Annotated in this window: 21 protein-coding genes; 20 read left to right on the top strand and 1 reads right to left on the bottom strand. The window is 42.8% G+C overall.

Annotated elements, in window-relative coordinates; translation table 11 throughout:
* Nucleotides 1-2: 2 nt before the first annotated feature.
* Entirely contained in the window at nt 3-263 is a 261-nt protein-coding gene (locus tag C200_RS02940; protein WP_016210580.1) for a class I SAM-dependent methyltransferase, read from the bottom strand.
* Nucleotides 264-403: 140 nt separating this feature from the next.
* Between C200_RS02940 and C200_RS02945 the strand changes: the two genes are divergently transcribed.
* The 20 genes from C200_RS02945 (at nt 404) to rlmH (ending at nt 18,944) form a co-directional block, all read left to right on the top strand.
* Nucleotides 404-823, top strand: coding sequence for a TraR/DksA family transcriptional regulator (locus C200_RS02945; protein ID WP_016210574.1), 420 nt, complete (start codon nt 404-406; stop codon nt 821-823).
* An 87-nt stretch (nt 824-910) separates the two neighbouring features.
* Nucleotides 911-1,501 carry a ribosome biogenesis GTP-binding protein YihA/YsxC gene (gene yihA, locus C200_RS02950; RefSeq protein WP_032126277.1) on the top strand — a complete coding sequence of 197 codons (591 nt, stop codon included), beginning with the start codon at nt 911-913 and terminating at the stop codon, nt 1,499-1,501.
* Between the two features lie 222 nt (nt 1,502-1,723).
* Nucleotides 1,724-3,481 carry an arginine--tRNA ligase gene (gene argS, locus C200_RS02955; protein ID WP_016210572.1) on the top strand — a complete coding sequence of 586 codons (1,758 nt, stop codon included), beginning with the start codon at nt 1,724-1,726 and terminating at the stop codon, nt 3,479-3,481.
* 1 nt (nt 3,482) lies between these two features.
* On the top strand, nt 3,483-4,586 hold the full coding sequence (locus tag C200_RS02960; protein WP_016210575.1) for an SPOR domain-containing protein: 1,104 nt from the start codon (nt 3,483-3,485) through the stop codon (nt 4,584-4,586).
* A gap of 80 nt (nt 4,587-4,666) precedes the next feature.
* Nucleotides 4,667-5,218, top strand: a complete 552-nt coding sequence (gene hslV / locus C200_RS02965; protein ID WP_032126275.1) for an ATP-dependent protease subunit HslV — start codon at nt 4,667-4,669, stop codon at nt 5,216-5,218.
* A gap of 7 nt (nt 5,219-5,225) precedes the next feature.
* Complete coding sequence (gene hslU / locus C200_RS02970) at nt 5,226-6,596, top strand: ATP-dependent protease ATPase subunit HslU (RefSeq protein WP_269466439.1); 1,371 nt, start codon at nt 5,226-5,228, stop codon at nt 6,594-6,596.
* A gap of 99 nt (nt 6,597-6,695) precedes the next feature.
* Nucleotides 6,696-6,986 carry a hypothetical protein gene (locus tag C200_RS02975; protein WP_230384574.1) on the top strand — a complete coding sequence of 97 codons (291 nt, stop codon included), beginning with the start codon at nt 6,696-6,698 and terminating at the stop codon, nt 6,984-6,986.
* Nucleotides 6,987-7,044: 58 nt separating this feature from the next.
* The gene (ubiE, locus tag C200_RS02980; protein ID WP_016210582.1) at nt 7,045-7,788 is read left to right on the top strand and encodes a bifunctional demethylmenaquinone methyltransferase/2-methoxy-6-polyprenyl-1,4-benzoquinol methylase UbiE; all 744 of its coding nucleotides are present in this window, start codon (nt 7,045-7,047) and stop codon (nt 7,786-7,788) included.
* Nucleotides 7,788-8,432: a ubiquinone biosynthesis accessory factor UbiJ gene (locus tag C200_RS14455; protein ID WP_016210581.1), complete on the top strand. Its 645-nt coding sequence runs from the start codon at nt 7,788-7,790 to the stop codon at nt 8,430-8,432. The genes ubiE and C200_RS14455 overlap by 1 nt, the downstream gene beginning before the upstream one ends.
* On the top strand, nt 8,429-10,093 hold the full coding sequence (gene ubiB / locus C200_RS02990) for a ubiquinone biosynthesis regulatory protein kinase UbiB (protein WP_016210578.1): 1,665 nt from the start codon (nt 8,429-8,431) through the stop codon (nt 10,091-10,093). Before C200_RS14455 ends, ubiB begins: the two co-directional genes overlap by 4 nt.
* A gap of 27 nt (nt 10,094-10,120) precedes the next feature.
* Nucleotides 10,121-10,456, top strand: a complete 336-nt coding sequence (locus C200_RS02995; RefSeq protein ID WP_016210576.1) for a histidine triad nucleotide-binding protein — start codon at nt 10,121-10,123, stop codon at nt 10,454-10,456.
* Nucleotides 10,457-10,586: 130 nt separating this feature from the next.
* The gene (locus C200_RS14460; RefSeq protein ID WP_016210570.1) at nt 10,587-12,185 is read left to right on the top strand and encodes a methyl-accepting chemotaxis protein; all 1,599 of its coding nucleotides are present in this window, start codon (nt 10,587-10,589) and stop codon (nt 12,183-12,185) included.
* 65 nt (nt 12,186-12,250) lie between these two features.
* Nucleotides 12,251-12,514: a hypothetical protein gene (locus tag C200_RS03005; protein WP_033923657.1), complete on the top strand. Its 264-nt coding sequence runs from the start codon at nt 12,251-12,253 to the stop codon at nt 12,512-12,514.
* 437 nt (nt 12,515-12,951) lie between these two features.
* On the top strand, nt 12,952-13,317 hold the full coding sequence (locus C200_RS03010) for a hypothetical protein (RefSeq protein WP_129556663.1): 366 nt from the start codon (nt 12,952-12,954) through the stop codon (nt 13,315-13,317).
* 62 nt (nt 13,318-13,379) lie between these two features.
* Nucleotides 13,380-15,860 (top strand): leucine--tRNA ligase, encoded by a 2,481-nt coding sequence (gene leuS / locus C200_RS03015; protein WP_016210376.1) that lies wholly within the window; start codon nt 13,380-13,382, stop codon nt 15,858-15,860.
* An 89-nt stretch (nt 15,861-15,949) separates the two neighbouring features.
* On the top strand, nt 15,950-16,423 hold the full coding sequence (locus C200_RS03020; RefSeq protein WP_231124682.1) for an LPS-assembly lipoprotein LptE: 474 nt from the start codon (nt 15,950-15,952) through the stop codon (nt 16,421-16,423).
* Nucleotides 16,420-17,436 (top strand): DNA polymerase III subunit delta, encoded by a 1,017-nt coding sequence (gene holA / locus C200_RS03025; protein ID WP_129556597.1) that lies wholly within the window; start codon nt 16,420-16,422, stop codon nt 17,434-17,436. The genes C200_RS03020 and holA overlap by 4 nt, the downstream gene beginning before the upstream one ends.
* Complete coding sequence (nadD, locus tag C200_RS03030; RefSeq protein WP_032126282.1) at nt 17,433-18,089, top strand: nicotinate-nucleotide adenylyltransferase; 657 nt, start codon at nt 17,433-17,435, stop codon at nt 18,087-18,089. Before holA ends, nadD begins: the two co-directional genes overlap by 4 nt.
* A gap of 12 nt (nt 18,090-18,101) precedes the next feature.
* Nucleotides 18,102-18,437 carry a ribosome silencing factor gene (rsfS, locus tag C200_RS03035; protein ID WP_016210374.1) on the top strand — a complete coding sequence of 112 codons (336 nt, stop codon included), beginning with the start codon at nt 18,102-18,104 and terminating at the stop codon, nt 18,435-18,437.
* 36 nt (nt 18,438-18,473) lie between these two features.
* On the top strand, nt 18,474-18,944 hold the full coding sequence (gene rlmH, locus C200_RS03040) for a 23S rRNA (pseudouridine(1915)-N(3))-methyltransferase RlmH (protein ID WP_016210381.1): 471 nt from the start codon (nt 18,474-18,476) through the stop codon (nt 18,942-18,944).
* Nucleotides 18,945-18,976 lie beyond the last annotated feature (32 nt).

Consider the following 18,976-nt stretch of genomic DNA (forward strand, 5'->3'; position numbering starts at 1 on the left):
CTTCAGATGACGGAGGGCGCTAATAAGTTTTGATAGGGACCTATGGTATTATTTTTTTTAGCAAATTTGCCAAATTTTTCACGTGTTTTCTCAATGGCGATTAAAAATCGTTCAGGATAGGCACTGGCATAAAGTAATGGGTGCATACCAACACCGCAGCCAATTTCTATATCTAAAGGCATATTGGGTGTTTTAAGTTTGCGCCAACCCTGTTCTTTTTCATGAATTTTTAGAATGTGGCTGTGATAATTTCTCATTTTCATGGTCTAATGCTATTGTTTAAGAATGTTTGTTAGCGCAGGCTAGGGTAACGCAATCAGGAAAGAATTGCACTAGCGACTAAGAGTGATTACTATTGGGTGCTAAGAACGATAACCTGCAACGCGATAGAAGGAGAGGCATCGTGATTACAAAAGAAGAGCTGTTAAAAATGCCAGCGTCTGACTATATGAACGATCAACAGCTCGAGTTTTTCGCTCACTTGTTAAAAGAAGAGAAAGAAGAGACACTTGAAGAGATCGATATGGCTAGAGCGGCTTTAACTGAGTTGGAAAATAATCCAGCAGATGAAGCAGATGCAGCGGCAGCAGAAGAGCAACGCCAATTGCAACTACGTATTGTGAGTCGAAAAACCAATTACTTTAAGCATATTGAACGTGCGCAAGCACGCATCGATGATAAAAGTTATGGGTTTTGTGAAGAAACTGACGAGATGATTGGTTTACAGCGTTTGATGTACCGACCTACAAGCACCTTATCGGTAGAAGCACAGGAGTCTAAAGAGCGCCGTAAGAGTTTACACAAAGACGTTCGAGACGTTTAGTCTTTAAATGTTTTAGCACCTCTCGGCAAAAAAATAGGCCTGTGTTAAACTGACTTGTTTTTAACAGGTCAGTGGGTGCAGCCTTCTATGAACTATCAATCAACATGCTATTTGTTAGGAGCTGCTCAGTTAGAGCAGCTCCCTTATGATACTGGCGCTGAGGTTGCCTTTGCCGGGCGATCTAATGCGGGTAAGTCAAGTGCAATCAATGTGATCACAGGCTTAAGTAAGCTTGCGCGTACGAGTAATACACCGGGTCGGACCCAATTAATTAACTTATTCGCAGTTAATGAACACTGCCGTTTAGTTGATCTCCCTGGCTATGGTTTTGCACAGGTTCCTGTTGCAATGAAACAAAAGTGGCAGGCGACCTTATCTAACTATTTAGAAGTTCGTGAATGCTTAAAGGGTATTGTGTTAATGATGGACATTCGTCACCCGTTTAAGCCTTACGATGAGATGATGATCGCGTGGGCAGTGTCCTCTGGGCTGCCGATGCATATCCTTTTAACAAAATCAGATAAGCTAAAGCATGGTGCGGCAACGCGTACGTTGCTAGCAGTGAAAAAAAAGTTGTCCGATCATGCGGATATTTCAGTACAACTGTTTTCTTCTTTAAAAAAAACGGGTGTGGATCAAGCACGTGATATTCTTGATTGTTGGTTTAATCAGTCTTAATCTGCGTGTGTTATAAATTTTATTATAATTTTTGTTACAAAATACTCTTGTTCTCAATTGATTGATGTCGTTAGAATAGGGTGTTTATAACAGTGCAGCATAGTACGGTATCTTAACGTATTAAGTGTAGTGCGTGGTAGCGCGTGTATTCTTAAGGTTTATTATTTAGTTATTATTTAAATTTTTGTAGCTTAGAATTTTATGTAGAGTTAAAAATTATCCATGAAACAACATATTCAGCATTTAGTCAGTGAAGCGGTAACAGCACTCCAAGCAAATGAGGTTCTTCCCAAGGGCTTATCCATCCAGTTGCATATTGATCGCACTAAAGATAAGAGCCATGGAGATTGGGCAAGCAATGTGGCGATGATGCTTGCACGTGTTGCCGGTTGTGCGCCACGCCAGTTGGCTGAAAAAATTGTTACGGCCTTACCTGTCTCTGAGCATGTGACTAAGGTTGAGATTGCAGGTCCGGGATTTATTAATTTCTTTTTGAATGCAAAAGCGCAAAGTAATGTTATCGCTGAGATTTTAAATCAGCAACAGCGTTATGGCCGTAGTGATGTACTGATTGATAAAAAAGTTATTTTAGAGTTTGTTTCTGCCAACCCGACAGGGCCTTTACATGTTGGGCATGGTCGCTGGGCGGCGATGGGCGCGGTGGTGGGTAACTTACTACAAGCTGCAGGCGCTGAGGTTTATTGTGAGTACTATGTGAATGATAGTGGGCGTCAGATGGATATTTTGGCCACATCCACCTGGTTACGTTACCTTGAACTGGCTGCTAAGTCTTTTGATTTTGAGTTCCCATTAAATGGTTATCGAGGTGATTATATTTTTGCCATTGCCAAAGAACTCGCTAGTACATATCAAGATCGTTTTGTATGTGATCTTGTTGATGTTTATGAGGCTGTTTGCCCGAATACAGAAGAAAATAAAGAACTGCATATCGATGGGTTAATTCAGCGCGCTAAAGCATTATTAGGTGATGATTATCAGATTATTTTTAAAGCCGCGCTAGAGCGTGTGCTGGGTGATATTAAAGATGATTTAGTCGAGTTTGGTGTTGAGTTTGATCATTGGTTCTCAGAGAAAAGCCTTATTGATCGTGGTGCTGTTACCAAAGCACTGAATCGCTTGGAGCAAGGTGGTTACACTTATCAAGATGAGGGTGCAATTTGGTTTAGGTCTACTGGGTTTGGTGATGATAAAGACCGTGTGTTGGTACGTAATAATGGCCAGCAGACGTACTTTACCCCAGATATCGCTTATCATATGGATAAGCTCGACCGCGGTCATAATTTAGTGATTGACTTGTTTGGTGCAGATCATCATGGTTATGTGGCACGGATGCGCGCTGCTATGCAAGCCTTAGGAGCACAGGCTGATGATTATCATGTACTGCTTGGTCAATTTGTTAGCCTTTATCGTGGTGGTCAGCAAGTGCAAATGTCCACACGCAGCGGTTCTTTTGTAAGCTTGCGTGAGTTGCGTCATGAAGTAGGTAATGATGCGGCCCGCTTTTTTTATGTCATGCGTAAATTTGAGCAACCGCTTGATTTTGATCTTGATCTTGCTAAGTCTAAATCGAATGATAATCCAGTGTATTATATTCAATATGCACATGCGCGCATTTGTAGTGTGCTGCGTCAAATGACGGAGAAACATGTTGAGCTTAATACTGAATTAGGGTTAGCATCGCGAGATCGCCTCGTTGAGCCTCAAGAGATTGATTTATTAAAACATTTGGCCATGTATCCTGAATTATTAAGAAATGCGGCTGTGAACCATGAGCCGCATCTTTTGGCAAATTACTTGCGAGATTTAGCAAATGGGCTTCATACTTATTATAACGCACACCAATTTTTAGTTGAGGATGCAGTGCTTTGTCAGGCGCGATTGTGTTTAATCCTGGCCGTTCAGCAGGTGCTTGCCAACGGCTTAGAGTTGCTCGGAATTTCTGCACCTCAAGCAATGTAAGATGATAAAAGATCGTCGGAAAAAACGCCAAAGCTACCTGGATGAGCGGCGCCGCGAGCAAGATGAGCGTAAACGTCATCTTGATCAAGTGGTGCGTCAAAAAGAAAAAAAGCGTGAAGTATTGCAAAAGGAGCGCCTTGCCCGTCGTCAGGCTGAATTTGGTCAGTATGCAAAAAAACGCCGAGCATTATTCGCTCAGCGTGAAAATAAACGGGCGACTGACTGGCGCTTTTCATCTTCGGGAGTCTCTGCGGATTCCTTGTTAGCAGAGCAAAAAGTGCAACGAGCAAAAAAACCAATAAACGCAGCTTATAGTAAGGCTTTACCTGAAGGCCAACGTGAGCATCAGCGAAAATTCAACCTAAGTTTAAAGTTAAAACTAAACTTAAGGCGAAAACGATCATCGACACAACCTAAACGGTTATCTGCACAAGCGTTTGGTCATTCTAGATCAGAACATGCGCATGGACTGTCGACGTTCGGCTGGCTGTTGTGTGGCATTTTAGCGCTTTGCTTATTCGGTGGACTGGGTTACTTTTATTTTTTAAGACCTATGCTGTTGCCTGGCTCTGATGGGCAAACTCAGCTAGCAGGTGTACCTGTGCAAAGCCAGCGTGTCAGTGTAGAATTAAAGCAGTCTGGAGTATCTAATAATAATGCTGAGATTAAAGCCAACGCGGTTTTTAATAAACCAGTGGCTAGTCAGAAGGCAGTTAGGCACGTTAAATCAGCATCTCAAGCACCTAAATTTGAATTTTATACGATTTTGCCCAAACAGGAAGTATGGAGCCCTGCGAAGCGGCAAGACGCAACTGCAGCTGAGAAAACGAAAGCTCTGACCACTTCACCTTTGCAAAAAAAGGCTCAGGAAAATCAGTATGTTTTGCAAATTGCGTCGTTTCGCAATAATAAAGATGCACAAGAATTACAGCAGCGCCTTGAAAATCTTCAACTTCATCCCTATCTATCCATCGTAAAGCTTCAGTCAGGTCAGCAGTGGCATCGTGTGATGCTGGGGCCATTTACAAGTAAGCGTGAGGCTGAAAAGGTGCGTCGTCAATTGCAAGACGCTAGCATCCAGCCTGGTTTGTTAAAGCGGCAATAAACGCAAACTCGCTGAAACTGTATTGAACACTGAATTAATTGATAATGATCTGTAATTTTCGTTAAACGAGGTAGTTTATAGTGGCTGAACAGTATAAAGGTACAACCATTTTATGTGTGCGCCGTGGTGATAAAGTTGTCATGGGTGGTGATGGTCAAGCGACGCTCGGCGATACAGTGGCCAAATCAAATATTTGCAAAGTGCGCCGTTTATATCAAGACAAAGTTATTGCGGGTTTTGCAGGCTCGACAGCAGATGCCTTTACATTACTTGAGCGTTTTGAAGCGAAGCTGGAAATCCATCATGGTCATCTGGTGCGCGCTGCGGTTGATTTGGCTAAAGATTGGCGGACTGATCGTATGCTGCGTCGTTTAGAGGCAATGATGATTGTGGCAGATAAAACAACGACTTTAACAATTTCAGGTAATGGAGATGTGCTAGAGCCTGAAAAAGGGATGACATCGATTGGGTCTGGCTCTTCTTATGCACGAGCGAGTGCGCGCGCGCTGCTTGAAAATACTGATTTAAGTGCACGTGATATCGTTGAGAAAAGTTTAAATATTGCCGGTGAAATCTGTATTTATACCAATCAAAATTTAACTATCGAAGAATTAGAAAATACGGCCGAGTGAGGTAGAGCTGATGTCAACTATGACACCGAAAGAAATTGTGCATGAATTAGATAAACATATTATTGGTCAGGCGGATGCTAAGCGTGCGGTCGCTATCGCTATGCGTAACCGTTGGCGCCGTATGCAGTTAGATGATGTGATGCGTACTGAAGTGACACCAAAAAATATTTTAATGATCGGGCCAACGGGGGTGGGTAAAACAGAAATTGCTCGTCGTCTGGCGCGTTTGGCTAAAGCGCCATTTATTAAAGTTGAAGCGACTAAATTTACTGAAGTCGGTTATGTGGGCCGTGATGTTGAGTTGATTATTCGTGATTTGATGGAAATGGCGGTTAAACAAACACGTGAAAGCGCTATGGAAAAAGTGAAAGATCGCGCTGAATCAGCTGCTGAAGAGCGTGTACTTGATGTACTATTGCCGCCGGCGCGTGGCAGCTCGACAATGGGGTTTGCCAATGAGCCAGAATCAACGAGTGCTGATCAGGATGACTCAACGGCACGTCAGGTGTTTCGAAAAAGGCTGCGCGAAGGACAGCTCGATGATAAAGAAATTAGTATCGAAGTGACCAGTGCACCGATTGGCGTTGAGATTATGGCACCGCCAGGCATGGAAGAGATGACCAACCAATTGCAGAGCATGTTTCAGAATATGGGCAACTCGGGCAATAAAAAAGAACGCAAAATGAAAGTGGTTGATGCGTTAAAGCGCTTACGTGAGGAAGAGGCAGCAAAGCTTGTTAATGAGGAAGAAGTGAAGCTGGCGGCAGTTGAGAGTGTAGAGCAAAACGGTATTGTCTTTATCGATGAGATTGACAAAATCACTAAGCGCTCGGATAGCAATGGCGGCAGTGGCGGTGATGTCTCCCGTGAAGGTGTGCAGCGTGATTTATTGCCTTTAGTTGAAGGGTCAACCGTATCGACTAAATATGGCATGATTAAAACCGATCATATTTTATTTGTCGCTTCAGGTGCTTTTCACTTAGCGAAACCCTCTGACCTGATTCCAGAATTACAGGGGCGCTTTCCGATTCGTGTCGAGCTTGATTCATTAACACCAGAAGATTTTGTCAGTATTTTAACTGAACCAGATGCGTCTTTAGTTAAGCAATATAAAGCCCTAATGTTAACAGAAGGGGTGACCTTGGACTTTACTGATGCTGGGGTGGAAAAAATTGCTGAAATTGCCTTCCAAGCGAATGAACAAATGGAAAATATAGGTGCGCGTCGTTTGCATACAGTGCTTGAGCGCTTGTTAGATGATATTTCTTATCGTGCCTCAGATTGTCAGGGTGAAACATTAATAATCGACGAGGGTTATGTGGTTGATGCCCTATCTGAGCTGACACACAATGAAGACTTAAGTCGCTATATCTTGTAACATTGTTGACAGTCTGAATAGACAGACAGTGAGAGTGAAAAACGGTGCATATGCACCGTTTTTTATATATAAAATCAATATGTTATGGTTTTAGTGTGCATGAATAACATTGATCACATTCGTTTGCACCGCAGCGACAGTAGGTTAGAGATAGCGTTTCAAGGTGAGCCTGCGGTGCGATTGTCGGCTCAGCAGTTGTACATATTAACTCAGCCATCAATGCTGCTTAGCCATAGTGGTCGTGACAATGTCGCAGATTTAAAAATAACGGCATTTGCTCCAGATCAACAGGAAGGCTTGACCTTAGCCTTTAATAATGGCTTGATAGCTGTGATTGACTGGCAACTGCTGTATCAGCTGAGCGTAACAGCCCGGCAGGCTGAAAAATAAGTGAGCTATTAAACGCCATAAAGTACAGCTAAGAAAAAAGAAAATAGAGAGAGGCAGCATGCAAGAAGGGCAAACACATTTTGGTTATGAATCTGTTGATGTGGATGAGAAAGTTAGCAGAGTTCGTGAGGTTTTTCGCTCCGTTGCCCCTAAATATGATTTGATGAATGATTTGATGTCAGTGGGGGTTCATCGCCTGTGGAAGCGTTATACCCTGATGGCAAGCCGAGTAAAAACAGGAGATAGAGTGCTGGATCTTGCCGGTGGTACGGGGGATTTAACTCGGGCTTTTGCCAAGCGTATTGGTGCCAGCGGCCATGTTGTGCTTGCCGATATTAACGAGGCAATGCTTGCTGTAGGGCGAGCTAAGCTTGAAGGGGCGGGTGTTTTTAATGTGGATTATGTGCAGGCGAATGCCGAAGCGTTGCCGTTTGAAACGCACTATTTTGATTGTATTACGATTGCTTTTGGCTTACGTAATGTCACAGATAAGGATGCTGCATTGCGTTCGATGTATCGGATATTAAAGCCTGGTGGGCGTTTATTAGTTCTTGAGTTTTCTAAGCCTGCGTACCCTTTATTAAGTAAGTTATATGATCAGTATTCGTTTCGTATTTTGCCGCGCTTAGGCCAATGGTTTGCTAAAGATGCGGCAAGTTATCAGTATTTGGCAGAGTCTATTCGCATGCATCCGGATCAAGAAACATTAAAAAACATGATGGCAACAGCAGGATTTGAGCGCTGTCGTTATACCAATTTGTCTGCCGGCATTGTTGCTTTGCATGAAGGCTGTAAAATTTAATGGCGTATGCTGCACTATTAAAATCGGTCTTGCCGGTATTAACGAACGCACTGAATAAAGCGCTAAAAACTGATCGCTGGCTGATGCAGTCGTGGTCAAGCCTCAGTGGACGAGTGCTGGCTTTAGAGATTAAAGAACTAGATGTACCTATTTATGTGTACTTGCTTGCAGATGGCTTATTGTTGTCACTCAATCAAGTGGAGTCTGCAGGTTCTGATCAGGTTGATGTGACGATTCGTGGCGATATTGCCGGTTTACTTGCCTTGATCAAAGCAAAAGACCCTCAAACAGTGATTCTATCAAGGCAGGTGGTTTTACATGGTGATGTGGCAACCTTGCAAGAGGTACAGCGCTATCTGGCGATGTTTGAGTTTGATTGGGAAGGCGAAATTTCACGCTATGTTGGCCCGTTGTGGGCAGGTGTTGCCGGTCAAGGGGTGCGGGTGGCAAAAGGCTGGCTAGGATCTGCAAGTGAGAGCTTTAAAAAAAACACCTCAGAATTTGTTTTGTATGAGCAGCGTTTACTGGTCAGTCATGAAGAAATGAATGACTGGCTAGAGCGCTTACAGAGTTTGCGCCTGGATGTTGAGCGTCTGAGTATGCGCCTTAATCTGCTTGAAACAAAAAAAGGGGATGGTGAATGAAAGTGCGTGTTTGGACACGTTTTTGGCGCATTGGTTGGGCATTGGTGCGTTATCGTATTGATGAGGTGGTGCTAGCGATCCCTTTTTTAAGACCCTTGCAGTTTTTAATGTATTTAAATCCGTGGGGGTGGAAAAAAGAAACACGAACACGCGCTGAACGTCTGCGCTTATGTTTAGAGTCTTTAGGGCCGGTTTTTATTAAATTTGGTCAGATACTATCAACGCGTCGTGATTTATTGCCTGATGATATTGCACTGGAGTTAGCACGGCTACAAGATCAAGTGCCGCCTTTTCCCGCAGCCCAGGCCAGAGCGGTATTAGAAAAAAGTTATAAACAGCCATTATCAGCCATTTTTGCTGAGTTTGCTGATGAGCCGATGGCCTCAGCGTCGATTGCACAAGTGCATGCAGCACGCCTGCCCTCAGGCCAAGAAGTCGTGGTTAAAGTCTTGCGCCCACACCTGAAGCGCGTGTTGCGTAAAGACATTGATTTAATGTATATGCTCGCACGCTTATTCGAGCGTTATTGGGCAGCTAGTCGACGTCTAAGACCAATTGAAGTGGTCGCTGAGCTAGAGCGCAATTTAATGGATGAGCTGGACCTGATGCGCGAAGCGGCTAATACATCCCAGCTGCGGCGTAATTTCAAGGGTGAGCAGACTTTAAAAGTACCTGAGATTTATTGGGAATACACTCGCTCGAATGTCATCGTTATGGAGCGTATCTTTGGAGTGCCTGTGGCGGATATTGAGGCACTTAAGGCACATAAGGTTGATTTAAAGCGCCTTAGTGAGCGTGGGGTTGAAATTTTTTTCACACAAGTATTTCGTGATTGCTTTTTTCACGCAGATATGCACCCTGGAAATATTTTTGTTGACTGCCATCATCCTACTGATCCTGGTTATATTGCGGTTGATTGTGGTATTGTTGGCACCTTAAGCCGGGATGATCAGCATTATTTAGCAGGAAACTTTCTGGCTTTTTTTAAGCGTGATTATCGTCGTGTTGCTGAGTTACACGTTGAGTCGGGCTGGGTGCCAGCGCAAACGCGTGTGGATGAATTCGAGTCGGCGATTCGAACCGTATGTGAGCCGATTTTTGAGCGGCCATTGAAAGATATTTCCTTTGGCCAGACTTTATTACGTCTGTTTCAGACTGCACGTCGTTTCGATATGCAAGTGCAGCCGCAGTTACTTTTATTACAAAAAACCTTGCTTAATATTGAAGGGCTGGGACGTCAGTTGAATCCTGAGCTGGATTTATGGAATACGGCCAAGCCTTTTTTAGAAAAATGGATGAAAGAGCAGGTAGGAATAAAAGGCTTTACTCAGCGGTTATTACATAATTTTCCCAGTTGGTCAGAGCAATTTCCTGAGTTTCCGGCATTGGCACATCAATGGTTTGCTAATCAACATGAGTATCATCTTAAGTTAAAAAAGGCAGCAGAGTCGAAAGAGGCGCATTTGTGGCAGTTAAAACATGCCAAACGCTCAAGTGCCGGTCTTGTTATTGGAGTTGCTTTATTATTATTGGGTGGGTTGTTTTTGGAAGTGCCGCATTGGCGCCATGTGTTAGAGTGGCTAGATCAATATGCGTGGGCTTTCGTTAGTGTAGGTGCTGGGATTGTATTATGGTCTGTTTATTACTTGCGACGTAACTAATTATTATTAAGATTAAGGGGAATTATTATGTCTGATTGCATTTTTTGTAAAATTATTAATAAGCAATTACCTGCTGATTTTATTTATGAGGATAGTGAGACTGTTGTTTTTAAGGATATTCAACCTAAAGCGCCGGTACATGTTTTAGTTGTGCCGAAAAAACATATTGTCTCTTTGGCTGAACTAACTTCACCTGACCAGGCGGTGATGGCCAATATGATGATGAACTTAGCCAGTATTGCTAAGAAAGTTGGTTTAAATGATGGTTTTCGGACCATTATTAATACCGGTCAAGGTGGTGGTCAAGAAATTGATCATTTACATGTGCACATATTAGGTGGGCGGCCGTTACCTGGTTTTTAGTTTAGTTTTTTATTATTAAGCACTTAAGTTTTTATTGATACTGAGCATAATCTGGGTTTACATCAGCTTATATAAATTTGACTATACTTTCAGCTATGAAGGAATTGCCTTATAAATAAGTTGTGTTGTGATGGAGAATCTTACGAAAGGCCTACAGATCAAAATTTATAGTGCGTTGACTGTTATTCTAACGGTGATTTTGGTGGTTTCAGGTGGCTATAACTATAACCAGACTAAAGATTTATTAGAGAGCCAGCTTACACAAGAGGCGAGTTTAGCGTCTAGCCGCTTAGCTAGCAGTGCAGCAGAGCCTTTATGGAATGCAGATCAGGATCAGCTATCGGCTTTATTAAAATCAGAAATGTTATCAAAATCGATTTCAGCCATTGCAGTATCGACCTCGGATGATCCTGTTTTTGGCTTTTATCGGACAGAAAGTAATAAATTAAAAGCACTGATAAAACCGTTTGTAATGACCCCTCAAAATGATGTGATCAAACAGCCGATTACTTATGATAGTGATGGTAGCAGTAATCAATTAGGTGAGTTGCATATTTATACCAATGATGGTTTTATTCGTAGTGAATTGGCGACACTGCTGACAAGTACTATTATTCAGATTATTGTTTTAAATGTGGTTTTAATAGGTGTGTTGGCCTTCTTGTTAAAGCTGATGGTGTTAAAGCCGGTGACGCGCATTTCTGATGCGATTAATGATATTGCTGCAGGTGGTGGAGATTTAACGCAACGGGTAGACACCGGAAAATCGCAAGATGAAATCTCAGATTTGGGTAATGGTTTTAATCGGTTTGCAACAAAAATTCATGATATTATTGGCCATGTTTCGTCTACATCTAAATCTATTGCAGCAGGTGCACAACAAATTTCAGGGATTAATGGCAGTTTGGCAGATCATATGGACACTCAGACCAACCAGATCAGTGCTGTAGGAGACTCAGTGGCTGGGATTGAAAAGTCGATTTCGCATGTTGCTCGCCTTGCTGCAGAGGCTGCAGAAAAAGCGTCAGACTCTGCAACTACGGCAAAAGCTGGAGGAGATATCGTTAAATACAATATTGAAAGTATGCGTGACATCAGTACTTCAGTACATGCCAGTGCTTCAAGCATCGAAACGTTGGGTAAGCTTGGTGAAGACATTAATGGTGTGATTGAGACGATTAATACCATTGCCAGTCAAACGAATCTACTGGCACTTAATGCAGCGATTGAAGCGGCACGAGCAGGTGAGCAGGGGCGAGGTTTTGCTGTGGTCGCTGATGAAGTGCGTAAGCTTGCTATTCGCACTGCTGAGGCGACCAATGAAGTGGCTCCTGTGATTAAAGCGATTCAAGATGAAGTACAAAATGCCGTAGAGAAAATGAATGAGGGCGTTGAGAAAGTGCAAGCCGGTGTCGATGAGGTGACTAAAGCGGGTGAGATGCTTGATAAAATTCAAGACTCGGCCGGTGAGGTAACTAAAGCGACTGATGATATTGCCCGGGCAGTATCTGAGCAGACTGAGGCGACAAAATCAGTGACAGGTTATATGGAAAAAACCTTAGATGAAGTTGAGAGTTTGAAAAATAGCACGCATGAAGCCTTTGATTCTGCACAAGTTCTGGCTGAGGATGCAGCCCAATTGATGGGGCTAGTCAATCAGTTTACGATTGATGAGAAAAAAATTAACAAGCACTCTAAGAAACTTGTGGACAGCTCCGTAGCATCTTAATTTACATCATGATTGATAATATATACTTAAAGTTTAATAAGGGTTAAAGCTAAAGGATCTGGCAAATGAAAGAAACAGGGTTTGGCATTTTTTCGACTTTTCTTATTATAAATACAGTGATCTTGGCGGTATGCTTTAGTTTGATATTTTCGAATGTTTTTGCAAGCCAAAATGTTAAAGAACGCAACTGGTCTGACATCTGGAGAGAGCTAGAAAATATTAGTTATCAGCAATATGATATTTTTGAGCATGATACGAGTGATTCTGATGCTTTTTGGCAAGGCATGGAGTATATGGATAAGGATTCTGGTATTGTTGTTGATAAATAAACGACATTTCCTTTCTGAGCCACAGTAAATCCCTGGAAAGTCTTTTAAGAATAAGTAGATTTTGTCCCACTGCTTTTGTTCTAATAATTTTGGCATCATTGCCTCCAAGCAAAATACTACTTATTCTCAGGATTTATATGGAAATGTCAACGGAGCCTAGTTTTCGTTAATTTAACCTGCCCTTTTTTAGTTGGGATTTAGTTGGGACGTTCTGGCTTCTATTGTCTGGGTGAATTAGGACAAGTATCCTGTAGGTGGAGAGTACAGTTCTGATTTTTGACTGTTTTCTGATCGTTTTATTATCGGTTTGGTTGTCTCTTATTGCTCTATTATATATTTGTTTGATTTTTAAATAAAAATTGAAGTTATTTTTGCTGCGTGTTTTTTGTTATACTGTCTTGACTTTATCATTGATTATTACTAGTGGTCAGGATGTTATGAGTTTTATTCGTGTTGAGCCACCTAAGGCAAAATTTTTAAATAGATCAATTATTATACTGGCTGTAGGGGCATGCGCTTTGCTATTGGTCTTTGCGTTTATCAGTGCATTACAGCCGCCAGTGCAACAAGTGCATGGCTATACCATTACCACGCGCCCCATTCATACCGAGCCTGAGACTAACATTGGCCAATTGCCAAATTACACTGAGGCGAAAAGAATTAATGAATTATTGAACCGGCACCGTTCGCCGATTGGCCGTGCACCCGCGTGGGCACATTGGTTAGAACTGCAGCTACAGCAGATGACAGGAACTCAGCAGCAGATGATGGATCAAGCGCAGAGTTTAGTACTTGCAGAGTAACCATATAACTATATTTAAGATTTCAGAATTAAAAACCAAAAATCAGACAGTGAATTAACATTATGCAAGAGTATCAGTATGATGCTAAAAGCGTTGAAGCTTCAGTGCAACGCTTTTGGCAAAGCAGCCAAAGTTTTTTAGCAACAGAAGATCAAAATAAAGAGAAGTTTTATTGCTTATGCATGTTTCCTTACCCGAGTGGTAAGCTGCATATGGGTCATGTGCGTAACTATACCTTAGGTGATGTGGTCAGTCGCTATCAACGCATGCAAGGAAAAAATGTCATGCAGCCGATGGGCTGGGATGCCTTTGGCTTGCCTGCAGAAAATGCAGCAATGAAGCATGATGTGCCGCCTGCACGTTGGACCTATGAGAACATTAACTATATGCGTGATCAGCTTAAGTCCTTAGGCTTTGGTTATGACTGGTCACGTGAGATTGCAACCTGTGATCCGAGTTATTATCGCTGGGAGCAATGGTTATTTTTGCAAATGTATAAACAGGGACTAGTCTACAAGAAAAATGCGGTAGTGAACTGGGATCCGGTGGATAAAACAGTATTAGCGAATGAGCAAGTCGTAGATGGACGAGGCTGGCGCTCTGGCGCCTTGGTTGAGCGCCGTGAAATTCCTCAATGGTTTATTAAAATCACGGACTATGCGGATGAGCTATTAAACGATTTGGATCAATTAACGGATTGGCCTGAGCAAGTGCGGACGATGCAGAGCAATTGGATCGGTCGTTCAGAAGGGGTTGAAATTGATTTTAAATTAGAGCATGAGCCAAACTCTGTGTTGACAGTTTTTACGACGCGTCCAGATACGGTGATGGGGGTGAGTTTTATTTCAGTCGCTGCAGGTCATCCACTTGCACAGCAGGCGGCGGAAAGTAACCCCCAATTGGCCCATTTTTTACAAGAGTGTAATACTGCCTCGGTTGCAGAGGCCGATATCGCGACGATGGAAAAAACAGGGATGGCGACTGGCTTATTTGCCATTCATCCGCTTTCTGGTGAAAAAGTGCCGGTGTGGGTCGCGAATTTCGTTTTGATGGGCTATGGTACGGGCGCGGTGATGGCGGTTCCGGCTCATGATCAGCGCGATTATGAATTTGCGTATAAATATGGTTTAGATGTTAAACAGGTGATTGACGCTGAAGGTGATTTATCTAAGGCGGCGATTACTGAAAAAGGCCAATTAATGAATTCAGCGCCCTTTGCTGATGGTTTGGACTTTCAAGCGGCATTTAAGGCAATTAGTGAGCACCTAGAAACAGAGCAGACAGGGCGGGTGGTGGTGAATTATCGTTTGCGCGATTGGGGTATTTCACGTCAACGCTATTGGGGTGCGCCGATTCCGATGATTAATTGCCCATCGTGTGGTGTAGTGCCTGTGCCTGAGAGTGATTTACCGGTACGCTTACCTGAAGATGTAGTGGTGACAGGGGATGGTTCGCCGTTAAAGCGTCTACCTGAGTTTGTTAATACGACGTGCCCTGAGTGTCAAGGCCCTGCAGAACGTGAGACGGATACCTTCGATACTTTTATGGAGTCATCATGGTACTACGCGCGCTTTGCTTCTTTTAATAGTGATCAGGCGATGCTGGATGAGCGAGCGTCGTATTGGGCACCAGTGGACCAATATATCGGTGGTGTTGAACATGCGATCTTGCATTTACTGTATGCGCGCTTTTTTCATAAGGTGATGCGCGACCAGGGTTTGGTGAGCTCAGATGAGCCATTTAAAGCCTTGCTTACCCAAGGAATGGTGTTAAAAGATGGTGCGAAAATGTCCAAATCCAAGGGCAATACGGTTGATCCACAAGCCTTGATTGAGCGTTATGGCGCTGATACAGTGCGTTTATTTACCATGTTTGCTGCTCCTCCTGAGCAATCACTAGAATGGTCTGATACTGGTGTCGAAGGGGCATATCGTTTTATTCGTCGTATTTGGGCTTTTGCTTGTGACTATAAAGAGCGTTTAATTGCTCATAATCAGTCAGGTTGCAATAATTTTAATAAGCAAAGTGCAGATTATAGCGGCGCGAGTGACGCGTTATTAGGGTTGCGTCGTGATGCGAATGATATTTTAAAGCAAGCCTTATATGATTTTGAGCGTTATCAATTTAATACCGTCGTCGCCGCAGGTATGAAACTGGCGAATCTTTGGCAGCGTTTACCTAAAGAGGGTGGACTAAGTGATACTTTCGCTCATGAGTTAATGGGGATAATACTCAGATTACTTTCACCGATTATTCCGCATGTGACTCAAGAGTTGTGGAGTACCCTGGCGTTTGGTGAGAATATTTCAACTGCACCATGGCCACAGGTTGATGAAGCGGCTCTTGTGACTCATTCTATTGAGCTTATCGTGCAAGTAAACGGCAAGCTGCGTGATCGTATTCAGGTTGCAACTGCAGCGAATCGTGCTGAGATAGAAGGTGTTGCGCTTGCTAGTGAGAAAGTACAGAGTTTTATTGAGAGCAAAACAGTGCGTAAGGTTATTGTTGTGCCTAATCGTCTTGTTAATATTGTTGCTAATTAATTTGATTAAGGCTACATAGACTGGAGTACAGGCTTAGATTGGTTGTTTATAGTCTGGTAGCCTTTATTTTTTAGAGTGAATTTATGCGGATGCGTGCTGTTTTTTTGCCGTTGATGGTCCTATTACTGGGTACTTTACTGACGGCCTGTGGGTTTCAATTGCGTGGTCAAGCACCGGTTTTTGCGACGGTGTCTTTAACATCAACAGCTGGCATGTCTGAGCTCGCTCAGATTATTCGTTCAAGTTGGCAAGCGCAAGGGATTCACTTTGTTTCGGTAAAAAATAGTGATTTTAAAGTGCAATTACTTAAAGAAAGTAATAATCATTATATTATGAGTGGCTTTAATTCCAGTAGTTCAACACAGCAATATCAAGTTGTAGAAACGCTTTATTTTGCTATTTTGGATAAAAAAGGTAATTACTTGGTTAAAAATGGTCAACTCAGTGCATCGGCTTTAGCCACGCAAAATAACACGCAGCAATATAATCCTGACTTGATTGAGAGCTTGCGTAGTCAATTGGCCAGTCAGCTATTGTGGCGCTTGGGAGCATTAAAGGCTTGAAGTTATCGGCAAATGAGTTTTATGCGCAGTTAAAACAAGGTCAGTTGTCTTCTTGTTATTGGCTGCACGGCGATGAATTACTGCTGGTGCAGGAGGCGGCGACGTGTTTGCGTGAGGTGATCACTAAGCTTCGGCCTGATTGTGAAAAGCTGATTTTTTATGCAGATCTTCCGGGTTTTGATTGGCAACATTTTTTAATGGCGGCTAGCAATCACTCTTTGTTTGCTGAACAACGTATTTTAGAAGTGCGCTTATTCGAACAAAAGCTAACGGTGCAAATTTTAAGTTATTTACAACAGTTTTTAACTCAAAATAACCCAGATGATATTTTAATTATCAGCTCACAAAGACTAGAAGTACGCTTGCAAAAGCATAAGAGCTTTACCCAGTTGAGTAAGCAATGCATTGATGTTGCCTTTTGGCCCTTGCAAGGACGCAATTTACAGCAATGGTTAAGCCAGCGTGCGCGTGCGCTTAAGCTTAGGCTGACCTCAAGTGCTTTGGATTATTTGGCTTTGCAAACAGCAGGGAATTTATTGGCAGCGGCTCAAGAGCTAGAAAAGCTGGCATTATTGTATCAAGGTGAAGCGGTTGATGAGCAGATTATGCATGAGCATATTGCTCAAGGCGCACGTTTTCAAGTCTTCCAGCTGATGGATGATGTGTTAGCTCGCCAAGTTGAAGTAGTGTTGCGTGCCTTAACTGGGCTCGAGTTACAAGGGGAAAGCGAAGTTTTGGTGTTGTGGGGGATGCTTAGGGATATTCGTTTGCTGCTTAAAGTTAAAGCTGGGGCTAGTGAGGCTGAGTTACGTCGTGAGAATATTTGGCCACGGCGTTTGCGATTATTACAACATGCTGCACGTGGCTTGTCTGTGAGTATTTTAGAAGAATTAATGTTAAGTTGTAAGCAGGCAGAGTTAGTGATTAAAGGAGTGCAGCCGGGATCTGCATGGCAAGTGCTAACAGAAATCGCTTGTGTACTGATGGGTTTAAAAGGGAAAGTGACCATATGATACCGTGTGTGGATACTGATACTCGGCATGTTGCTTTATTTGGTGGAACATTTGATCCGATTCATAGTGGGCATTTGCGTATTGCCTATGAACTTTATCAGACGTGTTTTTTTGATGAGTTTGCTTTTATGCCTTGCTACCAGCCTGTGCATAAGGCTGAGAATCAGGGCGTTCCTGTTCAAGTGCGCTTGGCTATGTTAGAATCCGCCCTCGAGGCGACGCCCTTTGTTATTGAACACGCAGAAATTGAGCGTGCTGGGCCCTCTTATGCAGTGGATACCCTGGAAAACTTAAAAAAAATGCATGTAAAGCGGCATTATTATTTCGTTATGGGGGCGGATTCATTGCTGAGCTTTCATAAATGGCAGCGTTTTGAGCGCTTACTTGAGCTTGTGCATTTAGTTGTTGTTGGTCGTCCGGGTTATGTTATTAATGAAAGAAGTGCGATTATGGCTTATCTGCAAGGGCGTTTGGTTGATTCATTAGAGCAGCTACAGAGTGAAGAGGCTGGATTGGTTTATATTAGTCCATGGATGATGCTGGATATTTCTTCAACAATGGTGCGCGAGTGTTTGAAAAAAAATGAGAGTATTCGTTATTTAGTCCCCGAGCCTGTTGAGCAGATGATTTTACAGTTAAATTGTTATAAATAGAGAGAAAACCGTGTGAGTGGAACAACAGAACAACTGACTCAAGTGATTAACGACGTGCTTGAAGCAGGTAAAGCAAAAGATATCACTGTATTAGATGTTAAAGAGATGACGAGTATTACTGATCATATGGTGGTTGCTTCAGCAACATCAAGCCGTCATTTAAAAGCCTTAGCCAATGCTGTGGTTAGTGATGTCAAAGAGCGGGGGTTTGAAGTACTAGGTGTCGAAGGTGAAGCCAGTGCAGAGTGGGTTTTAGTTGATATGGCAGATGTAATCTTGCATGTGATGCTGCCAGATACCCGCGAGTTTTATAATCTGGAAAAATTCTGGTCAATGCCAGCAGCTTAGTTATACTTATTATTGAATAGCATAGATTAAATTAAGATGAAAATTAATTTAATTGCGATTGGTAAGAAAATGCCTGCTTGGGTAAAAGCAGGTTTTGACGAATATGCACGTCGTTTGCCGGTAAGTTGTGCGTTGCAGTTACTTGAAATTGAAGCGGCAAAACGTGGCAAACGTTTTGATGTGAATCGTGCTTTACGCCAAGAGGGCACAGCCATGATTGAGGCAATTCCAAAAGGCAACCTTATTGTTGCACTGGATGTAAAAGGCAAAGCATGGAGCACAGAGCAGTTAGCAGGTCAATTAGAGCATTGGCAGGGCGAGGGTCGAGACGTGAGTTTATTGATTGGTGGCCCTGAAGGTTTGGCTGCAGAGTGTTTAGCGAAAGCTGAGGCACGTTGGTCACTTTCAGCATTAACATTACCTCATCCATTGGTCCGTATTGTGGTCGCAGAGCAATTATATCGAGCATGGACGGTATTAAATCATCATCCTTATCATCGTGCTTGATCAATGACGGAATAATGGTTCGTCTATGCAGA

Origin of the sequence: Piscirickettsia salmonis LF-89 = ATCC VR-1361 (assembly GCF_000297215.2) — a bacterium.
In the GTDB taxonomy this organism is placed as follows: domain Bacteria; phylum Pseudomonadota; class Gammaproteobacteria; order Piscirickettsiales; family Piscirickettsiaceae; genus Piscirickettsia; species Piscirickettsia salmonis.

Bases quoted from the DNA above. Each gene is read 5' to 3' on its own strand.
- C200_RS03020 (WP_231124682.1), top strand. From the start codon at position 15,950: ATGCGTGCTGTTTTTTTGCCGTTGATGGTCCTATTACTGGGTACTTTA.
- ubiB (WP_016210578.1), top strand. From the start codon at position 8,429: ATGAAAGTGCGTGTTTGGACACGTTTTTGGCGCATTGGTTGGGCATTG.
- nadD (WP_032126282.1), top strand. From the start codon at position 17,433: ATGATACCGTGTGTGGATACTGATACTCGGCATGTTGCTTTATTTGGT.
- rlmH (WP_016210381.1), top strand. From the start codon at position 18,474: ATGAAAATTAATTTAATTGCGATTGGTAAGAAAATGCCTGCTTGGGTA.
- argS (WP_016210572.1), top strand. From the start codon at position 1,724: ATGAAACAACATATTCAGCATTTAGTCAGTGAAGCGGTAACAGCACTC.
- ubiE (WP_016210582.1), top strand. From the start codon at position 7,045: ATGCAAGAAGGGCAAACACATTTTGGTTATGAATCTGTTGATGTGGAT.
- C200_RS14460 (WP_016210570.1), top strand. From the start codon at position 10,587: ATGGAGAATCTTACGAAAGGCCTACAGATCAAAATTTATAGTGCGTTG.
- C200_RS02940 (WP_016210580.1), bottom strand. From the start codon at position 263: ATGAAAATGAGAAATTATCACAGCCACATTCTAAAAATTCATGAAAAA.
- C200_RS03005 (WP_033923657.1), top strand. From the start codon at position 12,251: ATGAAAGAAACAGGGTTTGGCATTTTTTCGACTTTTCTTATTATAAAT.
- C200_RS02960 (WP_016210575.1), top strand. From the start codon at position 3,483: ATGATAAAAGATCGTCGGAAAAAACGCCAAAGCTACCTGGATGAGCGG.
- C200_RS03010 (WP_129556663.1), top strand. From the start codon at position 12,952: ATGAGTTTTATTCGTGTTGAGCCACCTAAGGCAAAATTTTTAAATAGA.
- C200_RS02975 (WP_230384574.1), top strand. From the start codon at position 6,696: ATGAATAACATTGATCACATTCGTTTGCACCGCAGCGACAGTAGGTTA.
- leuS (WP_016210376.1), top strand. From the start codon at position 13,380: ATGCAAGAGTATCAGTATGATGCTAAAAGCGTTGAAGCTTCAGTGCAA.
- yihA (WP_032126277.1), top strand. From the start codon at position 911: ATGAACTATCAATCAACATGCTATTTGTTAGGAGCTGCTCAGTTAGAG.
- C200_RS14455 (WP_016210581.1), top strand. From the start codon at position 7,788: ATGGCGTATGCTGCACTATTAAAATCGGTCTTGCCGGTATTAACGAAC.
- C200_RS02995 (WP_016210576.1), top strand. From the start codon at position 10,121: ATGTCTGATTGCATTTTTTGTAAAATTATTAATAAGCAATTACCTGCT.